We start from the raw sequence: 19,201 nt of genomic DNA, 5'->3' as shown, positions 1-19,201 counted from the left end.
GCGCTGGCCGTGCCCTCCCCCGCGGCCGCCCACGTCGATGCCGAAGGAGACTCCCATGTTCCGCACTCCCCCGCACTTTCCCCGCTTGCGCATCGCCGCGCTCGCGTTGACCTTGCTCGCCGCCACCCCACTGGTCCAGGCCAAGGAGCCGCCCGGCCCGAAGAAGGACACCGCCGGCCTGAAGTATGTCGGAGTCAATCTGTCCGGCGCCGAGTTCAACTCGCGCAAGAAGCCCGGCACCTTGTTCAAGGATTACACCTACCCTGCCGCCTCGGATTTCAGCTATTTCGCCGGCAAAGGCATGAATACGATCCGCCTGCCGTTTCTGTGGGAACGCGTGCAGCCCGAGCTCAATGGTCAGCTGGACCAGGCCCAATTGGGCTTGATCAAGAAGTCGCTTGAAGCAGCCAAGGCCAACAAGCAATACCTGATCCTGGATCTGCACAACTACGCCACGTACAACGGCAAGCGCATCGGCACCAGCGATGTGCCGGCCGGCGCGTTGGCCGATCTGTGGCGCCGGCTGGCGCTGGAGTTCAAGGACGACAAGGCGGTGATCTTCGGGCTGATGAACGAGCCCAATGGCATTTCCGCACCCGACTGGGCCAATGCCGCGCAGGGGGCGATCAACGCGATCCGCAAGACCGGCGCGAAGAACCTGATCCTGGTGCCGGGCACCGCCTACACCGGCGCACACAGCTGGCGCAGCACCAGCTACGGCGTCTCCAACGCAAAGGCGCTGGAAATCCTCAAGGACCCGGGCAACAACCTGGCCTTCGAAGCGCATCAGTACCTGGACAAGGACTACAGCGGCACCAAGCCGGTGTGCACCAGCGACTCGGTAGGCCAAGAAAAGCTGCAGGGCTTCACTTCGTGGTTGCGCGAGAACAAGCAGAAGGGTTTTCTGGGCGAATTCGCCACGGCCAACAATCCGGTCTGCGACAAGGCGCTGGAAGGCATGCTGACCTACATGGAAAAGAACAGCGACGTGTGGCTGGGCTGGACCTGGTGGGCGGCGGGCGCCTGGTGGAAGCCGGACTATCCCTTCAACGTGCAACCGGGCAAGGACGGCAGCGACAAGCCGCAGATGGCGATCCTGAGCAAGTACGCACGCCGCGCCGGCAAGTAAGCAGCGGCGCAGCCAGAGGTGGTCGCAACCAGTGTTGCGGCCACTTTTTTGTCATTGCCGCAGCGCGTGGGGCCGCCTGCTTCGGAGAAGGGCAGACCGCCGCTGGCTCGCTGCGGGCAGCAGAAGGCAGAGGCAATCGCGCGCCAGCTCACGCGCTGCGTGTTGCCGATGTGCGCTGTTCGATCGCATGCAACAGCCCGGTATCGAGCGCTGGCCATATCGTCCATGCGCTGGTGCAACTTGCAGTGCGAGGCTGCCGTCTCGGCGACGCCCTGATGCGACGCCTGCGCGCCACGATGCATGGACGACGCGCGAGCGATCTCATCCAATCCGCGCTATCGCGTCGACGTCCGCACTAAACCTGCGCACTGTCTGCCGCTGTGGCTGGCATTGCCCGGCGACAGCATCGCCAATCAGGCAACCCATCGTGATGGACAGATAGGCGCTGCAGCGCAAAGGCATTGCACGAATGCAGCTGCATTCGCCCGCGATGTACAGCACGCCATCGCGCAGGCGATGCGCGCCACTGTTCGAAGCGTGTGCAAACGGTGCGGTACGTTCGCGCCATGCGTGCGCGCTCTAACACAAGAACTGCGGGTCACTGCACAGCTTGGCCGATTGATCCCTCTCAACCGTGGTTTGTGCGGGCGTATACGCCTAGTCTGGTGATGGACGCGTTGCTGTCTTACATCGAACGAGCTCATACCCGCATCAGCGCGCCGTCCTTGCACAGGTCTTTCGCACGCAGAAGTCTCAGGAGTTCCCCCATGAAATCCCTCACCACGCGTACGCGCCGGCCGCGTTGCCGCGCGCTGTCTTTGCTATTGCTTGCCCTCATGCCGCTCGCGCAGGCGCAAAGCACTTCCGGCCTGAAGTATGCAGGCATCAATCTATCCGGCGCCGAGATCAAATCCTCGCAAAAACCCGGCGTGCTCAACATCGATTATCACTATCCGGCGGCCGACGAATACGCCTACTTCGCCGGCAAGCACATGAACACGGTTCGCCTGCCGATCCTGTGGGAACGGCTGCAGCCAAAAGCGGGCGGCGAGCTGGATCCGGCGCAGCTGGCGTTGATCCGGCAGGCGGTCGCCAACGCCAAGGCGGCCAACATGTACGTGATCGTGGATGTGCACAACTACGCCAAGTATTACGGCCACACCATCGGCAGCACGAAAGTGCCGATCAGCACCTTCAACGATCTATGGCGACGGCTGGCGATCGCCTTCAAGAGCGACAACGCCGTGATCTTCGGGCTGATGAACGAGCCTTACGACATCGATCCGCAAGCGTGGGCAAGAGCCGCGCAGGCGTCGATCGACACCATTCGTAAAACCGGTGCAAACAATCTGATTCTGGTGCCGGGTGCGTTATGGACAGGCGCGCATAGCTGGTACTCCACAGTGGCCGGGCAATCCAATGCAGTGGCGATGGCATCCATTCGCGACCCGCTCAATCGGTATGCCATCGAAGCGCATCAATATCTGGATGCCGATTCCAGCGGCACCAGCGGCGGGTGCGTCAGTGCCACGATCGGGGTCGAGCGCCTGCGTAGCTTCACCGAATGGCTGCGCCTGAACAAAAAACGCGGGTTTCTTGCCGAATTCGGTACCGGCAACACGGCCACCTGCAATCTCGCGCTCAACGGCATGCTGGGCTACATGGAATCCAACAGCGATGTGTGGATGGGCTGGTCCTGGTGGGCGGCAGGCGCGTGGTGGAGCAGGGCGTATCCGTTCAACGTGCAACCGGATGCGCAGGGGCGCGACAAGCCGCAGATGTCGATATTGGGCCCACGTGCGCGCCGGATTACCGATTAAGCGCGACCAACGCGCCTAGCAAATAGTCGTCAGCTGGGCGCGGATGGCACGCAAACCACACCGTAGATGTGTCCACGCAAACGCCTGCGGCGCCCGCCTGACGCCCGCGCGCAGGTGCTTTCGCTGCTGTTCGCAACGACAGCGCCAGTGCAGGCACGTGCGGGCGCCGCAGGCAATCGTCATCACACGTCGCTCTTCCATCCGGTAGCGAGCGCGCTTTCTACCGGGCTGAGCATTGCCGCGATTGGCCACTTTTCCTGGTCTTTTCGCGGAAAGATCGAGGCAGCCTATGCCTGCAACCTCGGTGGCACTTCAATGTGGCATGGCGTCATGGACATGACGTCATGCCACTGACGGCAGGCGCTTCTATACGACGCAAAGTCGACAGCACGGACGAACCCACGCCGCACTTGCGCAAATACCGGCCCATATCTCGCGCTTTTGTGCGGCCTATCAATCTCGACAACGCACTTTGCAGAGTGTGACTGCGATGCAGTTCGCATATTGGCGCTGAACTGGCCACCGGCAGCAATTGGGCACGGCTGATGCATTGACTTAGACCGATGCAGTGCATCGCACGTAACGCGCATGCACTTACCCGCATCGCCCCCGTCTGAGGAGTTGTGTCATGTCTGCTGTCTGCTTTTCGTTGCGCGCGCTACTGCGCTCTACGCTGCTTTTCATCGTGTTCGGGAGCCTGTCGCTGGCCCACGCGCAGACGCGCGCGCTCACCTATGCCGGCGTCAATCTGTCAGGTGCCGAGTACGCATCGTCCAAGAAGCCCGGAGTCCTCAACAAGGACTATATGTACCCCGCGACCAACGATTACACCTATTTCGCCGGTGTCGGCATGAATACCATCCGCCTGCCCATCCTGTGGGAGCGGCTGCAGCCCAGCGCGAACGGCGAACTGGACCCGGCACAGCTCGCGTTGCTGCAGCAGGCGGTGGCACGCGCCAAGGCAGCCGGTATGTATCTGCTCATCGATATCCACAACTACGCCAAGTATTACGGCTACAAGATCGGCGGCCCGGAAGTACCGGTGGCCACGTTTACCGATCTCTGGCGTCGTCTGGCGCTGGCGTTCAACAGCGACAACGCGGTGATGTTCGGGCTGATGAATGAGCCCAACAATATTTCGGCCAGCGAATGGGCCGGCGCAGCGCAGGCCGCCATCGATGCCATCCGCAGGACCGGTGCCAATAACCTGATTCTGGTGCCCGGCGCATTGTGGACCGGCGCGCACAGTTGGTATTCCCCCACGAGCGATGGCTATTCCAACGCCACCGCGCTGACCGCCATCTACGACCCGCTCAATCGCTACGCCTTCGAAGTGCACCAGTATCTGGATGCCGATTCCAGCGGCACCAGCAGCACCTGTGTCAGCAGCACCATCGGCGCCGAGCGCCTGCGCAACTTCACGCAGTGGCTGCGCACCAACCGCAAGCGCGGCTTTCTGGGCGAATTCGGCACCGCCAACAATGCGGTGTGCAACCAGGCGCTGCAAGGCATGTTGGCACACATGGAAACCAATGCAGACGTGTGGCTGGGCTGGACCTGGTGGGCGGCCGGTTCGTGGTGGAACCTCAGCTACGCGTACAACGTGCACCCCAACAAGGACGGCACCGACAAGCCGCAGATGGCGATCCTGTCGCCACAGGCCGCACTCGCCACGCGTGCGCCGGTTGCGACTGCCGCAGCGCGCAGCTCCGCTGCATCGACCTCGGCAACAAGCACATCCGCTGCACGCACGACACGCTGATGCCAAGCAAAGCCGCCGCAAGGCGGCTTTTCCAGCGCACGCAGCGCGCGCGGGCACACGGTGTCGGCAAGGTGAGAAGCACACGCACGTCGCTGCGATTGCCATCGTGGATAAAACACGTCGACGCGTGCTCAGCCGCAACATCCGCGTCGATGTAAACATCGCGTGCATCGCAGGTGAGCAAGCACCTCGGCGTTTCAGCTAACTGAACTTTCGTTGCGGCCGCTTGCCCGTTTTCACCTGACGGCGATAGGCCGCCCTCCAGCATGAGCGCACTTCACTGCAGGAGCATTCCCATGACACAGCGATTGATGAAGACCGCACTGATCGGCGCCCTTGCCTTGCTGTCGCAGGGTGCGTTGGCACAGGCGGCCGATAAGCCGGCCAAGGCGCTCACCTCCGGTGAGGTCACCAGCATGCTCACCGCAAAGGGCTACACCAAGGTGCACGACGTCAAGTTCGAGCATGGCGTCTGGACGGCAGACGCGCGTAGCGGCGACGGCAAGGACGTGGACGTGCACATCGATCCGGTGACCGGCCGCGTCTATGGCGACCAGACCACCTCCAAGCTCAGCGAAGCCGACGTGCGCGCGTCGCTCTCCACCGGCGGCTATGCCGATGTGCACGACCTCAAGTTCAAGGATGGCCTGTGGAAGGCCGATGCCAAGCGCAACGGGCAGAAAGTCGAACTGCACGTGGATCCGGAAGACGGTCACGTGGTGAGCGTGGAGAACGATTGAGTGGCGCACGTCTCGTTCGCCTGCCAGGCGGGTAGGGTAGATCGAGCGTCGCAGAGCATGCGCGATTGCCGCATGGCCATGCGTCCCATCCATGGGCTGAGATGTAAGGTCAGTGCAGCAGGCCCCTGATCGCGCAAGATCGCAGCTGCACGATGTGGCGTGGCTGATCGCCAGAGGCCTCATATGAGGCAACAATGCAAAAGGCCTCCGGTGGGAGGCCTTTTGCGTAACAGATTGGTTTCCAGCGATGGTCGCGCAAGGCAGGCCGCTGATGCAGTCGTGCCACACCGTGCGGCAATGACGGCGCGGCGGCCTCAGCGTGGAGATTGGGCCTTGTGCGTCTGCGTGGCCGCGCTGTCAGCGTCGGCCGGCTGCGCGCTCGCCGCGCTCGCGCCAGGCTTGCCGGCCATCATGCGATCGCGCGCGGCCTTGAACGGGTTGCCGGGGTACCAGTTGGGCCAACGTTCGCCGGCAGCGACCTCCTTGCCCACGCCATAGACCACCTGCAGGTCTTCGATGGTGCCATCGAGCTTCCAGGTGGCGGCGTCGTATTCGTCGCCCGGGGCGTGATAACGATGGCGTCCGTAGTCCTCGGCCGCGGCACGTCCGGCGGCAGTGCCGCCCTCGCGCAGGTCTTCGCCGCCATCGGCATACAACGCCGGCACGCCGGCCTTGGCGAAGTTGAAGTGATCCGAGCGGAAGTACGAGCCGCTTTGCGGGGTGGCTTCTGCGTGCAGGGTGCGCCCCTGCATGGCGGCGATCGGCTTGAGGATGTCCTCCAGCTCCGAGCTGCCCATGCCCACCACGGTGACATCGCGTGCGCGCCCGGCCACCGACATCGCATCCAGATTGATCACCGCCGCGATCTTGTCCAGCGGGAAGCTCGGGTTGGCCACGTAATACTTGGAACCGAGCAGGCCCGATTCTTCCAGCGTGACCGCCAGGAACACCACCGAGCGCGCCGGCTTGGGATCCTGGTGCGCGAATGCATCGGCGATTTCCAGGATGCCGGCCACGCCGGTGGCGTTGTCCACCGCGCCGTTGTAGATGTTGTCGCCGCGTTCGCCCGGATGCTTGCCCAGGTGGTCCCAGTGCGCCATGTACAGCACCGCCTCGTCGGCGTGGCTGGTGCCCGGCAGCACGCCGACCACATTACGCGAGGTCTTGGCCGCGATGGTGCTCTTGAGATCGACCGACCAGCTGGCCTTCAACGGCACCGGCTTGAAGCCGCGCTTGCTGGCGTCCTTGTAGGCCTGCGCCAGGTCCAATCCGGCGTTGGCGAACAATTGCTTGGCGGTTTCGGCGCTGATCCAGCCCTGCACCGGCAGACGCGGGTCGGGGTCGTCCTTGGCCGGCAAGTCGTATTGCGGGCCGGACCAGGAATTTTTCACCACGTCCCAGCCGTAGCTGGCGCCGGGCGTGTCGTGCACGATCAACGCCGCAGCCGCGCCCTTGCGTGCGGCTTCTTCGAACTTGTAAGTCCAGCGCCCGTAGTAGGTCATGCGCTTGCCATCGAACAACTTGGCATCGTCGGTGTGGAAGCCCGGGTCGTTGACGAACATCACCACCGTCTTGCCCTTCCACTCCTGGCCGGCATAGTCGTTCCACTGCTGCTCGGGTGCGTCCACGCCGTATCCGACGAACACCAGCTCGCTGTTGTCCAGCTTGACCTCGGCCTGGCCGGAGCGCGTGCCGACCACGATGTCGGTGCCGAAGGCGAGGGTGCGGGTCTGCTCGCCGCTGCGCAGGCTGGGCGCGGTGGATGCATCGGCGGTGGTTTCCACCATCGGCACTTCCTGGAACCAGCTGTCGCCATTGCCCGGCTGCAGCCCGATGCGCTGCATCTGGTCGCGGATGTAGGTCACGGTCTTTTCTTCGCCCGGCGTCCCCGGGCCGCGGCCTTCGAAGTCGTCCGACGCCAGTGTCTTGACCAGTTCGGCGAAGTCGCCGGTGGTCATTTCCGGGGAGAAGGTGTGGCGGCTGACCGGCGCGGTGGGCGCGCTCTCGGTCGGCGTCTGCGCGGCAGGCGCACCGGGCGCAGCGGCGGGTTCGCGTTTGCAGCCGGCCAGGGCCAGCGTCGCGGCCAGGCACAACAGGATCTTGCGGGGCATCGGAACTCCTCGTGCGGCGGAGTCCCGATCTTAGAGCGTGCGTCGGACGGCGGGGTGAGCGCGCGGCTGCGTGTACGGCGGTTGCATGGCGGGCCGGGCAGGGCGCCTGGAGCGGGCGCCCTGGATCCGGCGCACGCACCGGCAGGTGCGCGCTGCGTTGGTCAGTCCTTCGGTGCGACGTCGCTGTCGAAGCTGCGCGCGGTGGCGCCGCTCACCGCGCCGATCTTGGCGCTGCGGTGCACGTACAGGTTGACCTCGCGCTCGAAGTGCAACGGCCCATCGACCACCGCATCCGGGCCGATCACCACGCGCGGCTTGCGCGAGGGCTGGAACGAAAAACCGAAGCTCGGCTTGCTCACTTCGATGCCGCCGCGCACATGCGACCCCACCCCGACAGTGATGTCGCCGTTGACCGTCTCGATGCCCTTGCCGAGCTCGGTTCCCACCAGCCCGATGCTGCCATTGACCGTTTCCACGCCGCCGCTGATCTGGCTGCCACGCTCGGCCAGGATGCTGCCGTTGACCGTCTCCAGCCCGCCGGACACGGTGACTTTCTGGCCCAGCGTGATCGAGCCGTTGACCGTTTCCACGCCACCGGTTCGCGCGTTGTCGCCGATGCGGATGCCGCCATTGACGGTTTCCACGTTCTTGGTTTGCGCACCGGCACCGATCTCGATGGAGCCGTTGACCGTTTCCAGGGCGCCGTAGGTCTTGCCGGCATCTGCGCTGATCTTGCCGTTGACCTTGCTGACGTCCTCCTCGGCCCAGGCGCTCGTGCAGACCAGGGACAGTGCCAGGAGGAGAATTTGGGGCTTCATGCTGAACCTCGCGCGGCGGCGGTAGTCTGGGGCGTGGCGGCGATCACATCATGCTTGGCTACAATCGCGCACCTGCCTGAAGTCACTGGATCTTTCGTTGCCCCCTTCGTCCGCACCGCTGCCGCACCTGCCGCTCGCTCCCGCCACCGGCCGTGGGCGGATGTGGCTGGCGGCGGGTGTGCTGGCCTGCACGTTGCTGGCCTGCACGTTGCTGGGCAGCGTGGGCGCAAGCGCGCAGAGCCAGCGCGAGACCGAGCGCAAACTGCAGCAGCTGCGCGATGAGCTCAAGACCATCAGCGCCGATCGGCGCGAACTGGAAGGCAAACGCGGCACTGCTGCGCAACAGCTACGCCAGGCCGACGAGAAAGTGGCCAAGACCGCACGCGCCTTGAGCGAAACCGAAGCGGCGATGCGCGCGCAGGAACAGCATCTGTCCACCCTGCAGCAGGAACGCGCGCAGTTGCAGCGCGGCCTGCAGAGCCAGCGCACGCAGCTGGCAGCATTGTTGCGCGCTGCCGATCAGGTGGGCCGCAATGCACCGTTGAAGGTGCTGCTGTCGCAGGACACGGTGGGCGATGCCACGCGCATGCTGGCCGATCACCGCTATGTGCAAAACGCACGTGCGCAACGCATCCACGCCCTGACCACGCAACTGGATGCCCTTGCGAAAGTGGAACAGGACATCGCCACCCGGCGCCAGGCACTGGATGCCGCACGCGCGCAGCAGAAGGCGCAGGCGGCCTCGCTGCAGAAGGACCGCTCGCAACAGGCGGCCACCGTCGCGCAGCTGGACGATCGTTACAAGCAGCGCGCCGAGCGCGAAAAGGCAATCGGCCAGGACGCCAAGGCGCTGGAACAACTGCTCGCCAATCTGCGCGCGGCGGCCGCCAAGGCCGAAGCCGAACGGCGCGCTGCCGCAAAACGCGCTGCCGCCGAAGCCGCCGCGCAGGCCAAACGCAGCAAAACCGAGCGTTCCGATCGCCCCGGCAAGACCCCGCCCAAGGTGGTCGCCAACGCACCGGCCCCCAAGGTCGGTGGGCTCAGCTGGCCAGTGGCGGGCAATCTGCTGGCGCGCTTCAACGCCACCTTGCCCGATGGCCACACCAGCAAGGGCGTGCTGATCGGCGCGCCTAAGGGCACCACCGTGACCGCAGTGGCCGATGGCACGGTGGTGTTTTCCGACTGGATGACCGGCTACGGCATGATCCTGATCGTGGACCACGGCAACGGCTACATGAGCCTGTATGCGCATAACGACACCTTGCTGCGCGATGCCGGCGCATCGATCAAACGTGGCGACGCGGTCGCCAAGGTCGGCAGTTCGGGCGGGCAGGGCGTGCCGGCGCTGTACTTCGAATTGCGACGCAACGGGCAGCCGGTGGATCCATCGAGCTGGCTGCAACGCCGCTGAGCGCCGCGCACCGCCCGCGATTCAACGCGGATTTACCGCTGCTTCGCGCATAATCCGGTCAGCTCCGCGCTGCGGGGCGCCTTATCTCTTTGTCGGAGTGCTTCATGCGCGTAGCCGTCCTGTCCGTTGCCCTGTCGCTGGCCCTGTTCGCGTCGCCTGGTTGGGCGCAGAAGGCCGGCCCCGCCGCCGCCCAGGCCAGCGCGGACGACCCGGAAGCCAATGAAGCCGCTGTTTCCAAGGTGCCGCTGGATGAGATCCGCCGTTTCGTGGCGGTCTACAACGCGGTCAAGCAGGCCTACGTCGACCCTGTCGAAGACAAGAAGCTGATGCACTCCGCCGTGCGCGGCCTGCTCTCGGACCTGGACCCGCACAGCACCTATTTCGACAAGGAAGATGCCGAAGCCTTCGACGAACAGGCCACCGGCGCCTACGACGGCATCGGCGTGGAATTGCTACAGCAGCAGGACAACACCCTCAAGGTGATCGCGCCGATCGACGACACCCCGGCCGCGCGCGCCGGCATCCGCGCCGGCGATGTGATCGTGGCCATCGACGGCAAGCCGATCGATGCCAGCAAGGCGATGGAGCCGCTGCGCGGCGAATCCGGCAGCAAGGTCGTGTTGACCATCATGCGCGACAAGACGCCCAAGCCGTTCGATGTGACCCTTCAGCGCGAAACCATCCGCGTGGCCAGCGTGCGCAGCAAGCTGCTGGAGCCGGGCTACGGCTACATCCGCATCAGCACCTTCCAGGCCGACACCGGTGCCGATTTCCAGAAGAACCTCAAGCAGCTGCAGGCCGGCGGCAAGTTGCGCGGGCTGGTGCTGGACCTGCGCAGCAACCCCGGCGGTCTGCTGACCTCGGCGGTGCAGGTGGCCGACGATCTGCTGGACAAGGGCAATATCGTCAGCACGCGCGGGCGCATCTCGATCAGCGATGCCAAGTTCGACGCCACTCCGGGCGATCTGCTGAGCGGCGCACCGGTCGTGGTGCTGGTGGATGCCGGTTCGGCCAGTGCGTCGGAAGTGCTGGCCGGCGCGCTGCGCGATAACAAGCGCGCACGCATCATCGGCAGTCGCACCTTCGGCAAGGGCTCGGTGCAGACCGTGCTGCCGCTGGATAACGGCGACTCGGTCAAGCTCACCACCGCGCGCTATTACACCCCCAGCGGCAAGTCGATCCAGGCCAGCGGCATCGTGCCGGACGTACTGCTCACCCCCGAACCGCAGCCCGGCGATGCCGATGTGCCGGCCAGCCTGACCGACTACAGCGAAGCCACCTTGCCGGGCCACCTGCGCGGCGACGACGAAGGCGAAGAGGGCTACAGCGCCGGCGACGTGCTGCCGGGCGACGGCCCGATCGCCGAAGCCCTGGCCGAACTCAAGCAACCCGGCTCCGTCGCCAAGGCGCAGGCTGCACGCAAAGCCAAGGCGCAGGCCGCGCAGAAGGCCAAGCCAGCCAAGACCGGTGCCGAGCCCAAGCCCGCCGCAGCGCGCCCGGCGACTACGGACAAGCCCACATCGGCCGAACCGGCAGGCAAGGCCAAGCCGGCCACTGCACCCGCAGCGCCAGCCGAACCGGTGCAGCCGGCGCCGCCAAAGGACACGCCAGCGTCCACCGAACCGGCCAACTGAGAGCGGCCCATGCAACGTCGTGGCCCGTCGTCAGGCGGGTTTGGTCGTCTCGCAGAGGATTGGTGTGGGAGTGGTGCATGCGGCACCCAACATCAATCGCCGCTCACCTGGCAGCAGCGCGCGCGGCTGGTCGGCTGCTTCCGGGCCGCGCTCACCCAGCGCGGAATCACACCCGCTGGGTTGTGGCCAACACCTCAGGATTGACCAGGTTGCGCGGTGTGCCCGCCGCGAACGCCAGCACATTGTCGAACGCCGCGGCGAAATACAGCGCGTAGCTGTCGCGCTCCACGTACCCCAGATGCGGTGTCGCCAGCACGCGCGCATGCCGCAGCAGCGGATCGCGCGGGTCCAGCACCGGCTCGTGCTCGAACACATCCAGCGCGGCCTGCGCCGGCCGGCCCGCGTCCAACGCAGCGAGCAGGGCGCCAGGGGCGATCAACTCGGCACGGCTGGTGTTGACCAGCAACGCGTCGGCGCGCATGCGCGCCAGATCCTGTGCGGTGATGTCATGACGTGTCTGCGCAGTCAGGCGCCGATGCAGCGACAGTACGTCGCTGCGTTCGAACAGTTCCTCGCGGCTGCCCGCAACCGCGAACCCATCGCGCGCTGCCTGCGCACAGGATGCCGGCCCGCCCCACACCAGCACCTGCATGCCGAACGCGCGCCCGAAGCTGGCCACGCGTTGGCCAATCCGCCCATAACTCCAGATCCCCAGCGTGCGCCCATGCAGCACGCGGCCCAGGCCGGGATCGCCAAGCGCCTGCCAGCGTCCCTGCTGCAATGCATGCTGGTAGTCGGTCAGCCGACGGCTGGCCGACAGGATCAGCGCCCAGGTCAGCTCGGCCGGCGCCACCGGCGAGCCGACGCCTTCGGCCACCGCCACACCCGATGCGGTGCACGCCGCCACATCCACATGCGCGCCAACGCGCCCGGTCTGGCTGATCAGTTTCAACCGCGGCAGCCGTTGCAGCAGCGCCGCATCCACGCGCGTGCGTTCGCGGATCAATACCAATGCGTCGGCGTCGGCCAGAGATGCGGCACGCGCGTCGAGCTCCGCGCCCAACGCGCCCAGCACCTGCACCGGGTGGCCCTGCATCTGCTGCAGGCAGGGCAGCTGAGCGACGGCGCCCTGGTAGTCGTCGGGCACCACAATGCGCATCAGCGTGGCTTGATCGGCGAGGGGAACGGGGTGACCACCTTGTCGCCGGTGGTGGCATCGCGAATCACCGACTGGCCTTTTTTCTCCACTTCTTCGATCCGCACGATGCTCTGCATCGGCAGGTGCAAGGTCTTGGTATTGCCGAATTCCTCGCGCAGGCGTTCTTCGGTGGGGTCCACCACCAGCCCGTCGTGCACGTCGAACACTAGCTCGCCGATCTGGTTGAAGCCCCACAGATGGCTGCCGGTGACCTCACGCGCGTAGAGCTCATACACCTTGCCGTGATTGAGGAAGGTGACTTTGTACAGAGACTTGGACATGCACACGATTATAGGCGCGCGCCTGGACAGCGACGTGCGCAGCATCGTGGCGGTACCTCGGCCACGCATGGGTTGCGGCCTGCCGCTACAGCCCGGATGCTGCGCGGCTCAGAAACCGTGGCGCTTGCGCAGCCGCCGCGCGATCGCCGCGCGCACGTACAGGCCGTACACGATGCCGAACACGAAGCCGGCGATGTGTGCCGACCACGCCACCATGCCGAACGCCGGGCCGATATAGGCGAACACCACCTGCAGCAGTGCCCAGGCGCCGATCAATAGCGGCGCCGGCACACGAATGAATTCCAGAAACACGCCCAGCGGCAGCACCACGCCCAGCTTGGCGCCCGGAAACAGCGCCAGGTACGTGCCGATCAACGCCGACACCGCACCCGAGGCGCCGATGATCACCCGGTCCGGCGTGCCGATGGCAAAGATCGCCGCCAGGTTGGAGGCCGCGCCGCCGACCAGAAACAGCAGCAACAACCGCCACGGGCCCAGGATGCGTTCGGCCGGCAGCCCGAAGATCAGCAGGAACACCAGGTTGCCGAGCAGATGCGACCAGTCCGCGTGCAGGAACAGCGCCGTGAACAGGCGCAGCACGCTGCCGTCGCGCAAGGTGGCCCACCAGTCGCCCAGATTGGAGACCCCGCTGGAGAGCGCGCCCCAGTCCAGCCACAACGTATTGCGCGCCTCGCCCGGCCGGCTGATCGACCACAGATACGCCAGCCACACCGTGGCGAACAGCAACGGCACTGCCCAGCGCGGGGTGGGTTTCTTGCGGGAAGGAAGAGAGACGAACATCGGACGGCGACAATAGCCGGTCCACGCTGCTGAACCCAGCCCTAACCTGACGGCACGTTCAGCGCGCGCCTCGTTATTGTTCGGTTAATCGTCATGGGTATACTGCGTACGGCGTCGTATGTCGGGGGGGGGTCTCCGGCGCGCTCCGGGCACTGGATTGGTGCTGGACGCGGGCGCTGAACCGACCATTGCAGTCCTTATCCGGAGAGCTACAACTTATGTCTACCGCTTCCACTCTCAGCCGCGCCACCCTGTTGGCCGTCGGTATCGCTGGCGTGCTGGCCGTTGGTCAGGCGCACGGCGCCGCGTTCCAGCTGAAGGAAAACAGCGCCAAGGGCCTTGGCCGCGCATTCGCAGGTTCGGGCAGCGCCCCGGATGATGCCTCCATCATCGCCAACAACCCGGCAGGCATGCGCCAGCTGGACGGTCGCCTGTTCCAGGCCGACGTCAGCGCCATCAGCTTCTCGGCCAAGTTCCAGCCCGACACCGCGGCCTACGCCAACGGCGCTCCGGTCTCCGGCGGCAACGGCGGCGACGCCGGCATGATCGCGCCGGTCCCGGCGATGTACTTCCACGTGCCGTTCGGCGAGAACGACAACATGCACCTGGGCACCTCGCTGACCGTGCCGTTCGGCTTCAAGACCGAATACGACCGCGACTGGGTCGGCCGCTACCACGGCACCAAGACCGAGCTGCAGGCGATCGACTTCAACGTCGCGTTCTCCTATGACGTGAACCCGTACGTGTCCTTCGGTGCCTCGGTGTTCGCCGAGCGTCTGGATATCGACCTGGCCAACGCCGTGGATTTCGGCAGCGTGCTGGCTGCGCGCCGCGTGCCGGGCTTCGCGCCGGGCAGCGCCGATGGCTACTCGCGCATCAAGGGCGACAGCACCGAAGTGGGCTTCACCCTGGGTGGCTTGTTCAGCATCGACGAGAACACCCACATCGGCTTCAGCTACCGCTCGCAGGTGGAACACAAGATCACCGACGGCACCGCCGACTTCACCGTGCCGGGCAGTGCTGCTGCCGTGCTGGGCGTAGCCGCGCCGGGTACCTTCGTCGACACCAAGGGCCGCGCCACCGTCAAGCTGCCGGCCAGCGCCACCGCCAGCTTCACGCATAACGTGAACGAGCAGTGGTCGATCATGGCCGACGTCACCCGCACCGCCTGGAGCAAGTTCGACCAGGTGACCGTGGACTTCGCCTCCAACCAGCCCGACAGCGTGCTGGACTTCTCCTACCGCGACACCACCTTCGCCTCGATCGGTGCCGACTACCGCATGAGCGACACGGTGACCCTGCGCGGCGGCCTGGCGTACGACCAGACCCCGACCACGGCCGAACACCGCGACGTGCGCGTGCCGGACGCGAGCCGCAAGTGGGTTTCGCTGGGCATGAGCTGGCGTCCGTCGGCGCAGACCGAGTACAACTTCGGCTACACCCACCTGTTCACCAGCGACCCGACCAGCGACACCCGCAGCGCCACCGGCGACCGTCTGGCCGGCAGCTACGACGTGAAGGGCGACGTGCTGGCCGCTTCGATCAACTACAAGTTCTGATCGCCGCAGCACGCGTTGCGTGACGAAAAACCCCGCTTCGGCGGGGTTTTTCTTTGGCGCCTTGCATGCTCCACCCACGATACGGGCAACGGGCAACAAGCAACAAGCAAAGCAGGCAGGACACATCGCCTCGGCACCGCGCTTGCCCACCGTTCGCGGTGGCGCTACCGGGCCACGCACGGGTGATCCCGACAACCTCGCGTGTTGATCCCGCCGGCACGCACCGCCTGTCGCACGCTGCAGCCGGCGCGCCAGATTGCTATGGTCAGGCGCATGAGCCAACCCGACTTCATCCAGATCACCGACAACGCCATCGCGCGCGAAGAGTGCGTGGCCATCGTGCAGCGCATGCGCCAGAGCCAGCAGCTGCATCCCGGCCGCATCGGTGGCGGCGTCTTTCCCGACCTCAAACACAGCCGCGACTTGCGCATCAGTGGGATGGCCGAATGGGCGGAAGTGGAAAACCGCCTGCAACAGGCCGTGTTCGATGGCGTGCTCACGTATCTGCGGCAGTATCCGCAGGCGTTGATTTCACCGCTGATGCTGCAGGTCACCACCGCCGATGGCACAGCGCATCGCCTGGTGGCCGAGGATATCGTGCAGATGAGCGACCAGGCGCTGGGCGATCTGGCACGCACCTGCCTGCGCCCGGGTGCGATCAATCTGCAGTGGTATACCGCCGACCAGGGCGGCTACCCGTACTGGCATTGCGAGCTGTATCCGCGCGATGCCAATGCCGACACGCTGCATCGACATCTGCTGTGGACGCTGTATCTCAACGAGGAATTCGAGCAGGGCGAAACCGAATTCCTGTTCCAGCAACGCAAGGCGCGCCCACGCACCGGCAGCCTGCTGATCGCTCCCACCGCCTTCACCCACACCCACCGCGGCAACCGCCCGGTCGGCGGCGACAAGTTCATTGCCACCAGCTGGATTCTGTTTCAGTCGGCGCAGGCGCTTTACGGCGGGGAATAGGGAATCGGGAATCGGGAATCGCAACGGCGGCGCTTTTTGCTGTTGCTGTTGCTGTTGCTTTGCCGATTCCCGTTTCCCGATTCTCCATTCCCCCAGCTGCGCCTGCGCCCTGCACTGCGTCGTAGCAGTTGTGCTCGCTCCTCGGACCGGTACACGTCGCTTGCACCAGGCTTCGTTAGTAAGAATACTAACGGCATGCAGAAGAACTCTTTCCCCGGCACGAGCGCGGCAGCTGAGCGCGATGTCCGCAGCTCGCGTACGGTCATCAAGGGGCGCGGCATCACCGCCTACGTGCCCGGCCGCTTCGCGGTCACCACCGCCGTCGAGATAGACGATGGCTGGGGCGCGCTCGATGCCGACGGCGAGGCCGCCATGCGTCCCAAGACCGTGGTGGCCGAGGAAATCGCGCGCAGCATCATCAGCCGCAACAACTCGCCCGACATCGGCTTCTCGCAGTCGGTGAACCCGTACCGGGGATGTGAGCACGGCTGCGTGTACTGCTTTGCCAGGCCCTCGCACGCGTATCTGGATCTGTCGCCAGGGCTGGATTTCGAAACGCGGATCTTCGCCAAGCCGAATGCGGCAGCGCTGCTGCGCGCAGAGATCGCACGCCCGTCCTACCAGTGCTCGCCGATCGCGTTGGGGATCAATACCGACGCCTACCAGCCCACCGAGCGGCGCCTGCACATTTCCCGGCAATGCCTGGAAGTGCTTGCGCAGGCCCGTCACCCGGTCAGTTTCGTGACCAAGGCAGCGTTGATCGAACGCGACATCGATGTGCTGGCCGAGATGGCGCAGCACAACCTGGTGTCGGTGTATTTCTCGGTCACCACGCTCGACAATCGCCTCGCGGCCAAGATGGAGCCGCGCGCCGCCGCGCCGCACGCGCGACTGCGCGCGATGCAGGCGCTGCACGCTGCCGGCGTACCGGTGGGCGTGCTGGTCGCTCCGGTCATCCCGATGATCAACGACAAGGAACTGGAGCGCATCCTGGACGCAGCCGCAGCCCACGGCGCACGTTCGGCCGGCTACGTGTTGCTGCGCCTGCCGCACGAGCTCACCCAGTTATGGCGCGAGTGGCTCGAGCTGCACTATCCCGATCGTGCCAAGCATGTCATGAGCCTGATCCAGCAGATGCGCGGCGGCAAGGACTACGACAGCCGCTTCGGCAAGCGCATGGTCGGCGAAGGCCCGTTTGCAGAACTGATCGCGCAGCGGTTTTCCATCGCGTATCGGCGCCTTGGATTCGGGCGGCTGCCCAGGCTCGATACCACGCAGTTCCGTCCACCCAGACCGGACACGCCGCAGCTGGACTTGTTTTGATCCTGCCGGGTCCGCGCTGCCTGCAGTGGCCTTGGCCCCGACGCGCAGGCAACGCGTTCGGCAGCAGGACCAATGCGCCAGCGCCGGCAAACGCGCTGCAACGCGTCCAGCAGAAGGCTACAACCTGATGCCGTGGAAGGGTTGCAGCACGATCTCGGCAATTGCCGAACGTCCCACTTCGAAGGCGTGCTGATACTCCGCATCGGCAATCATCTGCTTGAAGGCGGATCGACCCGGATACTGCACCAGCGTGACCGCATCCCACGGCTGTGCCTGGCCCGCGGTCAGCACCGGCAGGCCATCGCCACTGAAGACGATGTGCGCGCCGAACCGGGCCAGGATGGGCGTGGCCAACCGCAGGTACTGGTGATAGCGCTCGCGGCCACCATCGGCCTAGAAGCGAATCAGGTTCAACATGACGATTGCCGAGGTGTCCTCGTCATCCAGGAACGCACCGAGCGCATCGGGTAAAAACGCAACCATGTCAGTCTCCTTGGTCTGGCTTCCTCGCAGTGGAAGCGGCCAACACACGCTAGCGTTGCGGCGTGTCAGAAACTGTCAGTAGCGAACGCCAGTCGCGGTCCTGCTGTCGCCATTGCTTCACCAACGCCTGGCGCGAGTGCGGGTAACGCGTTTGCAGCAGTGCCTGCACCTGCAACCGATCGACACGAAAATGCCGGAACGCGCAGCGGCGCTCGCACCAGGCCGCCAGGACGCGTACGTCGTCGAAATACACCAGGGCGATCGGCCAGACGATGCGCTCGGAGGGCGTGTCGTGCGCATCGACATAGCCGATCGCCAATTTGCATTGCCGCCGAATGGCCTCGCGCAACACGGCGGTCTGCGGATGATCGACCGACTCGGATGTGGAAGCGGCGGTCAGAATCGCCGCTGGCGCCATGTCTGTGCCGACGCCATCGCCGTGCCTTCTGGCAGACAAGATCTTCGCCAGGGCGCTTTCACCACATCTGGCCAAGGCAGGATCGGCGCGTTGTTTGACCCAATCCAGGCCCAGCATGACCGCATCCAGTTCCTCCTGCGAAAACGCCAGCGATGGCAGGAAGAATCCCGGCTTCAGGTAATAGCCAACGCCGGCTTGGCCCTCCAACGGCGCACCGAGCGCGCGCAAGGTGTCGATATCCCGGTAGACGCTTCGCTGCGATACCCCCAACTCGGACGCCAGCGCAGCTGCCGACACCGGCCGTCTGTGCGCGCGCAGCAGGCCAAGCAGTTCAAACAGGCGGGTTGTCCTGGACATCCATCAGCCTTCGCGCGACAGCCTTGCATTCCGGCGCTCATCCTAGAGCGTGTCATGTACTTTGAGGTGAGTGCGAAGCGTCCGATGGCGCGTGGAGACACCGCGTGCGCTGCGGCCCAGGCTTGCCGCCTGGGGCACGGCGCGCAACGTGGTATCGGCGCCCACACGGCGCGCTTCCCCGGCAGGTTGGCCGCCAGCGCTGCAGCGCGCTCTGGCGAATGCCATCCAGGGCTGGAAGCGCCCGGGCACGCGACCGACGCCTGCAGAGCGGGCAGGTCTTGCCGGCTCGAGGGCACCGGCGCGTGCAGGCCGGTATCGGCAGCGTTTGCGTAACGCCGCCGCCATCGCCACTTCGCTCACGCGGGCAGTGATCATCGCAAC

General features: G+C 65.5%; 15 protein-coding genes and 2 pseudogenes. 10 read left to right on the top strand and 7 right to left on the bottom strand.

Features of this window, described 5'->3' with window-relative positions:
* Positions 1–55 precede the first annotated feature (55 nt).
* The 5 genes and pseudogenes from ACCQ16_RS00160 (at position 56) to ACCQ16_RS00140 (ending at position 5,451) form a co-directional block, all read left to right on the top strand.
* On the top strand, positions 56–1,129 hold the full coding sequence (locus tag ACCQ16_RS00160) for a glycoside hydrolase family 5 protein (protein ID WP_033837217.1): 1,074 nt from the start codon (positions 56–58) through the stop codon (positions 1,127–1,129).
* A gap of 233 nt (positions 1,130–1,362) precedes the next feature.
* Positions 1,363–1,764 (top strand): annotated as a pseudogene (locus ACCQ16_RS00155) (hypothetical protein); the annotation flags it as partial.
* Positions 1,765–1,896: 132 nt separating this feature from the next.
* Complete coding sequence (locus ACCQ16_RS00150; protein WP_014088879.1) at positions 1,897–2,949, top strand: glycoside hydrolase family 5 protein; 1,053 nt, start codon at positions 1,897–1,899, stop codon at positions 2,947–2,949.
* A gap of 628 nt (positions 2,950–3,577) precedes the next feature.
* A complete protein-coding gene (locus tag ACCQ16_RS00145) occupies positions 3,578–4,711 on the top strand; it encodes a glycoside hydrolase family 5 protein (protein ID WP_008572930.1) in 1,134 nt (377 codons plus the stop codon).
* A gap of 296 nt (positions 4,712–5,007) precedes the next feature.
* On the top strand, positions 5,008–5,451 hold the full coding sequence (locus ACCQ16_RS00140) for a PepSY domain-containing protein (RefSeq protein ID WP_011345787.1): 444 nt from the start codon (positions 5,008–5,010) through the stop codon (positions 5,449–5,451).
* Positions 5,452–5,765: 314 nt separating this feature from the next.
* Here the strand turns inward: ACCQ16_RS00140 and ACCQ16_RS00135 are convergent, their stop codons facing one another.
* Both ACCQ16_RS00135 and ACCQ16_RS00130 read right to left on the bottom strand, forming a co-directional pair.
* Entirely contained in the window at positions 5,766–7,562 is a 1,797-nt protein-coding gene (locus ACCQ16_RS00135; protein ID WP_029818099.1) for a M28 family metallopeptidase, read from the bottom strand.
* Positions 7,563–7,723: 161 nt separating this feature from the next.
* A complete protein-coding gene (locus ACCQ16_RS00130; protein ID WP_008572935.1) occupies positions 7,724–8,380 on the bottom strand; it encodes a DUF4097 family beta strand repeat-containing protein in 657 nt (218 codons plus the stop codon).
* Positions 8,381–8,477: 97 nt separating this feature from the next.
* On the opposite strand from ACCQ16_RS00130, the gene ACCQ16_RS00125 reads away from it, so the two are divergent.
* Together ACCQ16_RS00125 and ACCQ16_RS00120 are read left to right on the top strand one after the other, a co-directional pair.
* A complete protein-coding gene (locus ACCQ16_RS00125; protein ID WP_277573404.1) occupies positions 8,478–9,791 on the top strand; it encodes a murein hydrolase activator EnvC family protein in 1,314 nt (437 codons plus the stop codon).
* A gap of 104 nt (positions 9,792–9,895) precedes the next feature.
* Positions 9,896–11,425, top strand: a complete 1,530-nt coding sequence (locus tag ACCQ16_RS00120) for a S41 family peptidase (protein WP_008572939.1) — start codon at positions 9,896–9,898, stop codon at positions 11,423–11,425.
* A gap of 166 nt (positions 11,426–11,591) precedes the next feature.
* Here the strand turns inward: ACCQ16_RS00120 and ACCQ16_RS00115 are convergent, their stop codons facing one another.
* The 3 genes from ACCQ16_RS00115 to ACCQ16_RS00105 form a co-directional block, all read right to left on the bottom strand.
* Positions 11,592–12,584: a D-2-hydroxyacid dehydrogenase family protein gene (locus ACCQ16_RS00115; RefSeq protein ID WP_011345784.1), complete on the bottom strand. Its 993-nt coding sequence runs from the start codon at positions 12,582–12,584 to the stop codon at positions 11,592–11,594.
* A complete protein-coding gene (locus ACCQ16_RS00110) occupies positions 12,584–12,904 on the bottom strand; it encodes a DUF1820 family protein (RefSeq protein ID WP_008572943.1) in 321 nt (106 codons plus the stop codon). The genes ACCQ16_RS00115 and ACCQ16_RS00110 overlap by 1 nt, the downstream gene beginning before the upstream one ends.
* Positions 12,905–13,012: 108 nt before the next feature.
* Positions 13,013–13,705: a rhomboid family intramembrane serine protease gene (locus ACCQ16_RS00105; protein ID WP_003482177.1), complete on the bottom strand. Its 693-nt coding sequence runs from the start codon at positions 13,703–13,705 to the stop codon at positions 13,013–13,015.
* A 218-nt stretch (positions 13,706–13,923) separates the two neighbouring features.
* Here ACCQ16_RS00105 and ACCQ16_RS00100 point away from each other — a divergent pair, with 218 nt between their 5' ends.
* The 3 genes from ACCQ16_RS00100 (at position 13,924) to ACCQ16_RS00090 (ending at position 17,562) form a co-directional block, all read left to right on the top strand.
* A complete protein-coding gene (locus ACCQ16_RS00100; RefSeq protein ID WP_011345782.1) occupies positions 13,924–15,264 on the top strand; it encodes an outer membrane protein transport protein in 1,341 nt (446 codons plus the stop codon).
* Between the two features lie 273 nt (positions 15,265–15,537).
* The gene (locus ACCQ16_RS00095) at positions 15,538–16,239 is read left to right on the top strand and encodes a 2OG-Fe(II) oxygenase (protein ID WP_029818096.1); all 702 of its coding nucleotides are present in this window, start codon (positions 15,538–15,540) and stop codon (positions 16,237–16,239) included.
* A 195-nt stretch (positions 16,240–16,434) separates the two neighbouring features.
* Positions 16,435–17,562 carry a PA0069 family radical SAM protein gene (locus tag ACCQ16_RS00090; protein WP_277573406.1) on the top strand — a complete coding sequence of 376 codons (1,128 nt, stop codon included), beginning with the start codon at positions 16,435–16,437 and terminating at the stop codon, positions 17,560–17,562.
* A gap of 117 nt (positions 17,563–17,679) precedes the next feature.
* On the opposite strand, the pseudogene ACCQ16_RS00085 reads toward ACCQ16_RS00090, so the two are convergent.
* Both ACCQ16_RS00085 and ACCQ16_RS00080 read right to left on the bottom strand, forming a co-directional pair.
* Positions 17,680–18,045 (bottom strand): annotated as a pseudogene (locus tag ACCQ16_RS00085) (DUF1330 domain-containing protein).
* Positions 18,046–18,094: 49 nt separating this feature from the next.
* Positions 18,095–18,820, bottom strand: a complete 726-nt coding sequence (locus tag ACCQ16_RS00080; RefSeq protein WP_218499423.1) for a helix-turn-helix transcriptional regulator — start codon at positions 18,818–18,820, stop codon at positions 18,095–18,097.
* Between the last annotated feature and the right edge of the window lie 381 nt (positions 18,821–19,201).

The sequence above is a fragment of the Xanthomonas sp. NCPPB 1062 genome (assembly GCF_041481705.2).
Classification (GTDB): domain Bacteria; phylum Pseudomonadota; class Gammaproteobacteria; order Xanthomonadales; family Xanthomonadaceae; genus Xanthomonas; species Xanthomonas euvesicatoria.
This window is presented reverse-complemented; position numbering and strand designations above follow the sequence as displayed.

Excerpts from the sequence above, each read along its gene's own strand:
- ACCQ16_RS00100 (WP_011345782.1), top strand. The coding sequence starts at position 13,924 with ATGTCTACCGCTTCCACTCTCAGCCGCGCCACCCTGTTGGCCGTCGGT.
- ACCQ16_RS00090 (WP_277573406.1), top strand. The coding sequence starts at position 16,435 with ATGCAGAAGAACTCTTTCCCCGGCACGAGCGCGGCAGCTGAGCGCGAT.
- ACCQ16_RS00135 (WP_029818099.1), bottom strand. The coding sequence starts at position 7,562 with ATGCCCCGCAAGATCCTGTTGTGCCTGGCCGCGACGCTGGCCCTGGCC.
- ACCQ16_RS00115 (WP_011345784.1), bottom strand. The coding sequence starts at position 12,584 with ATGCGCATTGTGGTGCCCGACGACTACCAGGGCGCCGTCGCTCAGCTG.
- ACCQ16_RS00150 (WP_014088879.1), top strand. The coding sequence starts at position 1,897 with ATGAAATCCCTCACCACGCGTACGCGCCGGCCGCGTTGCCGCGCGCTG.
- ACCQ16_RS00130 (WP_008572935.1), bottom strand. The coding sequence starts at position 8,380 with ATGAAGCCCCAAATTCTCCTCCTGGCACTGTCCCTGGTCTGCACGAGC.
- ACCQ16_RS00145 (WP_008572930.1), top strand. The coding sequence starts at position 3,578 with ATGTCTGCTGTCTGCTTTTCGTTGCGCGCGCTACTGCGCTCTACGCTG.
- ACCQ16_RS00080 (WP_218499423.1), bottom strand. The coding sequence starts at position 18,820 with ATGTCCAGGACAACCCGCCTGTTTGAACTGCTTGGCCTGCTGCGCGCG.
- ACCQ16_RS00095 (WP_029818096.1), top strand. The coding sequence starts at position 15,538 with ATGAGCCAACCCGACTTCATCCAGATCACCGACAACGCCATCGCGCGC.
- ACCQ16_RS00105 (WP_003482177.1), bottom strand. The coding sequence starts at position 13,705 with ATGTTCGTCTCTCTTCCTTCCCGCAAGAAACCCACCCCGCGCTGGGCA.
- ACCQ16_RS00160 (WP_033837217.1), top strand. The coding sequence starts at position 56 with ATGTTCCGCACTCCCCCGCACTTTCCCCGCTTGCGCATCGCCGCGCTC.
- ACCQ16_RS00140 (WP_011345787.1), top strand. The coding sequence starts at position 5,008 with ATGACACAGCGATTGATGAAGACCGCACTGATCGGCGCCCTTGCCTTG.
- ACCQ16_RS00120 (WP_008572939.1), top strand. The coding sequence starts at position 9,896 with ATGCGCGTAGCCGTCCTGTCCGTTGCCCTGTCGCTGGCCCTGTTCGCG.
- ACCQ16_RS00110 (WP_008572943.1), bottom strand. The coding sequence starts at position 12,904 with ATGTCCAAGTCTCTGTACAAAGTCACCTTCCTCAATCACGGCAAGGTG.